This window comes from Oleiphilus sp. HI0079 (genome assembly GCF_001635105.1).
Genome location: NZ_LWFT01000261.1, coordinates 1 through 6,005, shown reverse-complemented (window position 1 = coordinate 6,005; position 6,005 = coordinate 1). Strand labels below are relative to the sequence as shown.

The 6,005-nt window shown below is 49.7% G+C and carries 2 tRNA genes and 3 rRNA genes; all 5 read right to left on the bottom strand.

Features of this window, described 5'->3' with window-relative positions:
• Positions 1-108: 108 nt before the first annotated feature.
• Positions 109-223: ribosomal RNA gene (gene rrf / locus A3750_RS03800) — 5S ribosomal RNA — on the bottom strand.
• A gap of 176 nt (positions 224-399) precedes the next feature.
• A 23S ribosomal RNA gene (locus tag A3750_RS03795) occupies positions 400-3,282 on the bottom strand.
• 324 nt (positions 3,283-3,606) lie between these two features.
• Positions 3,607-3,682 (bottom strand) — tRNA-Ala (locus A3750_RS03790).
• Positions 3,683-3,798: 116 nt separating this feature from the next.
• Positions 3,799-3,875, bottom strand: a tRNA-Ile gene (locus A3750_RS03785).
• A gap of 81 nt (positions 3,876-3,956) precedes the next feature.
• Positions 3,957-5,490, bottom strand: a 16S ribosomal RNA gene (locus A3750_RS03780).
• The 16S, 23S and 5S rRNA genes sit together here with 2 tRNA genes alongside, the layout of an rRNA operon.
• Between the last annotated feature and the right edge of the window lie 515 nt (positions 5,491-6,005).

Here is a 6,005-nt window from a genome sequence, read left to right as displayed (position 1 = left end):
CTGTCTCGTAACAGCAAGGCGGCTGGGCGATAGCACTTGGCTATGAGAACAGCACGCTCCAGACATAAAAAAACCCCAGCAGGATGTCTGCTGGGGTTTCTGATTAAAGCCTGACGATGACCTACTCTCACATGGGACCTCCCACACTACCATCGGCGATGAACCGTTTCACTTCTGAGTTCGGGATGGGATCAGGTGGTTCCAGTTCTCTATGGTCGTCAGGCAAAACTCTGGTTGAAGACCATCACTGATCACCAACACTTAATTCTGCTGTTGTCTTTAACATTGGAAGCGATAGTAGCGCTTGGATGATGTTCGACTCACATCATTTCGTTATCCGTCTTTCGTTCGATCTGGACTTTACACCAGAGACTTCTCTCGAAGCGTCTTTGGCGTTATATAGTCAAGCCTCACGGGCAATTAGTACTGGTTAGCTCAACGCCTCACAACGCTTACACACCCAGCCTATCAACCTCATAGTCTTTAAGGGCCCTTTAGGATTCTCAAGGAATCAGGGAAAACTTATCTTGAAGGGGGCTTCCCGCTTAGATGCCTTCAGCGGTTATCCTGTCCGAACATAGCTACCGGGCAATGCCATTGGCATGACAACCCGAACACCAGAGGTTCGTCCACTCCGGTCCTCTCGTACTAGGAGCAGCTCTTCTCAATTTTCCAACGTCCACGGCAGATAGGGACCGAACTGTCTCACGACGTTCTAAACCCAGCTCGCGTACCACTTTAAATGGCGAACAGCCATACCCTTGGGACCGGCTTCAGCCCCAGGATGTGATGAGCCGACATCGAGGTGCCAAACACCGCCGTCGATGTGAACTCTTGGGCGGTATCAGCCTGTTATCCCCGGAGTACCTTTTATCCGTTGAGCGATGGCCCTTCCATACAGAACCACCGGATCACTATGACCTACTTTCGTACCTGCTCGACGTGTCTGTCTCGCAGTTAAGCGGGCTTATGCCATTACACTAACCGCATGATGTCCGACCATGCTTAGCCCACCTTCGTGCTCCTCCGTTACTCTTTGGGAGGAGACCGCCCCAGTCAAACTACCCACCACACAGTGTCCTCGATCCAGATAATGGACCTGAGTTAGAACCTCAAACATACCAGGGTGGTATTTCAAGGATGGCTCCACACACACTGGCGTGCATGTTTCAAAGCCTCCCACCTATCCTACACAAGTAGGCTCAAAGTTCACTGTGAAGCTGTAGTAAAGGTTCACGGGGTCTTTCCGTCTAGCCGCGGATACGCTGCATCTTAACAGCGATTTCAATTTCACTGAGTCTCGGGTGGAGACAGCTTAGCCATCGTTACACCATTCGTGCAGGTCGGAACTTACCCGACAAGGAATTTCGCTACCTTAGGACCGTTATAGTTACGGCCGCCGTTTACCGGGGCTTCGATCAAGAGCTTCGCATACGCTAACCCCATCAATTAACCTTCCGGCACCGGGCAGGTGTCACACCCTATACGTCCTCTTTCGAGTTTGCAGAGTGCTGTGTTTTTAATAAACAGTCGCAGCTAACTGGTATCTTCGACTGCCGCTAGCTTAGGGAGCAAGTCCCATCACCGGCAGCAGCGTACCTTCTCCCGAAGTTACGGTACCATTTTGCCTAGTTCCTTCACCCGAGTTCTCTCAAGCGCCTTGGTATTCTCTACCTGACCACCTGTGTCGGTTTGGGGTACGGTTTCTTTATATCTGAAGCTTAGAAGTTTTTCCTGGAAGCAGAGCATCAACCACTTCAATCCCGTAGGATCTCGTCATCAGTTCTCAGCCTTAGGGGACCGGATTTGCCTAATCCCCCAGCCTACAACCTTAAACATGGACAACCATCGCCATGCTGGCCTAGCTTTCTCCGTCTCTCCATCGCAATATAAAGAAGTACAGGAATATTAACCTGTTTCCCATCGACTACGCTTCTCAGCCTCGCCTTAGGGGCCGACTCACCCTGCGCCGATTAGCGTTGCGCAGGAACCCTTGGTCTTCCGGCGGGGAAGTTTTTCACTCCCCTTATCGTTACTCATGTCAGCATTCGCACTTCTGATACCTCCAGCAAACCTCTCGATTCACCTTCAACGGCTTACAGAACGCTCCTCTACCATATAGATAAATCTATATCCGCAGCTTCGGTTCATAGTTTGAGCCCCGTTAAATCTTCCGCGCAGGCCGACTCGACTAGTGAGCTATTACGCTTTCTTTAAAGGATGGCTGCTTCTAAGCCAACCTCCTAGCTGTCTAAGCCTTCCCACATCGTTTCCCACTTAACTATGAATTTGGGACCTTAGCTGGCGGTCTGGGTTGTTGCCCTCTCCACAACGGACGTTAGCACCCGCAGTGTGTCTCCCGTGCTCGCACTCATAGGTATTCGGAGTTTGCATGGGGTTGGTAAGTCGGGATGACCCCCTAGCCCAAACAGTGCTCTACCCCCTATGGTGATACACGAGGCGCTACCTAAATAGCTTTCGAGGAGAACCAGCTATCTCCGAGTTTGATTAGCCTTTCACTCCTATCCACAAGTCATCCCCTGGCTTTTCAACGACAGTGGGTTCGGTCCTCCAGTCAGTGTTACCTAACCTTCAACCTGCTCATGGATAGATCACTCGGTTTCGGGTCTAATCCTAGCAACTATGCGCCCTATTAAGACTCGGTTTCCCTACGGCTCCCCTATACGGTTAACCTTGCTACTAAAATTAAGTCGCTGACCCATTATACAAAAGGTACGCAGTCACAGAACAAGTCTGCTCCCACTGCTTGTACGCATACGGTTTCAGGATCTATTTCACTCCCCTCACAGGGGTTCTTTTCGCCTTTCCCTCACGGTACTGGTTCACTATCGGTCAGTCAGGAGTATTTAGCCTTGGAGGATGGTCCCCCCATCTTCAGACAAGATAACACGTGTCCCGTCCTACTTAATATGTGATCGCTGTGTCTTCGTGTACGGGGCTATCACCCTCTATTGCTGCACTTTCCAGAGCATTCCACTAACACAACAACCATCGGCTGATCCCCGTTCGCTCGCCGCTACTAGGGGAATCTCGGTTGATTTCTTTTCCTCCGGGTACTTAGATGTTTCAGTTCTCCGGGTTCGCTTCCTACACCTATGAATTCAGTGCAGGATATCCGCCTTATGACGGATGGGTTTCCCCATTCGGAAATCGTTGGGTCAAAGCTCGTTTACCAGCTTACCAACGCTTATCGCAGGTTTCTACGTCCTTCATCGCCTCTGACTGCCAAGGCATCCACCGTATGCGCTTAGTCGCTTGACTATATAACCCAAAGAGTCCTCCAGGACGACCTTTTACCATCCTAGTCTCGAGTCATATAACGACCAAATCGTAACGTTTTCGCCGGATAACGCTTGATATGAATCTCATTTCTTACATTATCCATACTACATACACCATCGCTGATAGTGATGGGCACATAGTATTTAGCATTGCACCATCAATAGTCATCACAACTACTAACAATGCCTTTCTACTATCACATTCCAAATTGTTAAAGAGCTTTCTGATCTCTGATCAGAACTAAAACAACTCAACAAAAGCCAACGCCTTTATCGAATAATTTTAGTTATGAGCAGAAGAAATTGGTGGAGCTAAGCAGGATCGAACTGCTGACCTCCTGCGTGCAAGGCAGGCGCTCTCCCAGCTGAGCTATAGCCCCAATTTACAGCGGTTTTTGCAAACCTTAATAAGGTATATTTTCTATTAGGCGAGGAACGTCTTGCGTCGCGTACTAACAGTACGTGAGCAATGCGTTAACGAAGCATAATGGAAAATTGGTAGGCCTGGGCAGACTTGAACTGCCGACCTCACCCTTATCAGGGGTGCGCTCTAACCACCTGAGCTACAGGCCTTCTAGGGCCTATGCCCTTTCGCTCTCTAAATACCAACCAAGCAATTCGTGTGAACTCTGACCAAAATGAGTCCGTTTCGTTTAAGGAGGTGATCCAGCCCCAGGTTCCCCTAGGGCTACCTTGTTACGACTTCACCCCAGTCATGAACCACACCGTGGTAATCGTCCTCCCGAAGGTTAGACTAACTACTTCTGGTGCAATCCACTCCCATGGTGTGACGGGCGGTGTGTACAAGGCCCGGGAACGTATTCACCGTGACATTCTGATTCACGATTACTAGCGATTCCGACTTCATGGAGTCGAGTTGCAGACTCCAATCCGGACTACGACAAGTTTTCTGGGATTAGCTCCACCTCGCGGCTTAGCGTCCCTTTGTACTTGCCATTGTAGCACGTGTGTAGCCCTGGTCGTAAGGGCCATGATGACTTGACGTCGTCCCCACCTTCCTCCGGTTTGTCACCGGCAGTCTCCTTAGAGTTCCCACCCGAAGTGCTGGCAAATAAGGATAAGGGTTGCGCTCGTTACGGGACTTAACCCAACATTTCACAACACGAGCTGACGACAGCCATGCAGCACCTGTCACTGCGTTCCCGAAGGCACCAATCTATCTCTAGAAAGTTCGCAGGATGTCAAGACCAGGTAAGGTTCTTCGCGTTGCATCGAATTAAACCACATGCTCCACCGCTTGTGCGGGCCCCCGTCAATTCATTTGAGTTTTAACCTTGCGGCCGTACTCCCCAGGCGGTCTACTTAGTGCGTTAGCTGCGCCACTAAGAAATCAAGTTTCCCAACGGCTAGTAGACATCGTTTACGGCGTGGACTACCAGGGTATCTAATCCTGTTTGCTCCCCACGCTTTCGCACCTCAGCGTCAGTATCAGTCCAGGTGGCCGCCTTCGCCACTGATGTTCCTTCCAATCTCTACGCATTTCACCGCTACACTGGAAATTCCACCACCCTCTACTGTACTCTAGCGAGTCAGTTCCAAATGCAGTTCCCAGGTTGAGCCCGGGGCTTTCACATCTGGCTTAACAAGCCGCCTACGCGCGCTTTACGCCCAGTAATTCCGATTAACGCTTGCACCCTCAGTATTACCGCGGCTGCTGGCACTGAGTTAGCCGGTGCTTCTTCTGTTGCTAACGTCAAGGCTAGCCGGTATTAACGACTAACTTTTCCTCACAACTGAAAGTGCTTTACAACCCGAAAGCCTTCTTCACACACGCGGCATGGCTGCATCAGGCTTGCGCCCATTGTGCAATATTCCCCACTGCTGCCTCCCGTAGGAGTCTGGGCCGTGTCTCAGTCCCAGTGTGGCTGATCATCCTCTCAGACCAGCTAGAGATCGTCGCCTTGGTGAGCCATTACCTCACCAACTAGCTAATCTCACGCAGGCCCATCCAATAGCGAGAGCCGAAGCCCCCTTTCCTCCGTAGAGCGTATGCGGTATTAATCCGGTTTTCACCGGGCTATCCCCCACTACTGGGCAGGTTCCTACGCGTTACTCACCCGTCCGCCGCTCGTCAGCATCTAGCAAGCTAGATCTGTTACCGCTCGACTTGCATGTGTTAAGCCTGCCGCCAGCGTTCAATCTGAGCCATGATCAAACTCTTCAGTTTAATCTCTCAAGTGATTCCAAAAGGAATCTAAATTTTGCTCAAGTAAAACTACTGTATAAAACAATTACTGTTTACAATAAATGAATTCACAGAACGTTGACTTGATAATCTCTTAATAGCTAGAAATTCCTAAGAACTTCAAAGCTTTAACGTGACATCATCTCAGTCAGCGCCCACACGAATTGCTTGGTTAATTTTTAAAGATCGGTGCTTGATGAACTGCTTCGTTCCCTCAAGCGAGGCGCGTATTCTACAGAGCCTCACATTGTTGTCAACGACTTTTTTTAAGTTTCTGATTTATTTTTTGAAGCCAACAAATCAGCGAAAAGTCATCAACAAAACCAGGTACTTATATAGCCTATATCTCCGCTAACCCGGCTCGTCTTCGCTTTTCGTTCAACCCTTGCGGGCTGTCTCTCAAAGCGAGCGCGCATTATAAATATCTCGTCGACAAGCGCAACACTTTTATCGAGAAAAAACCGGCTTTTTATGTATCAAAACGTAAAGCGCTCAAA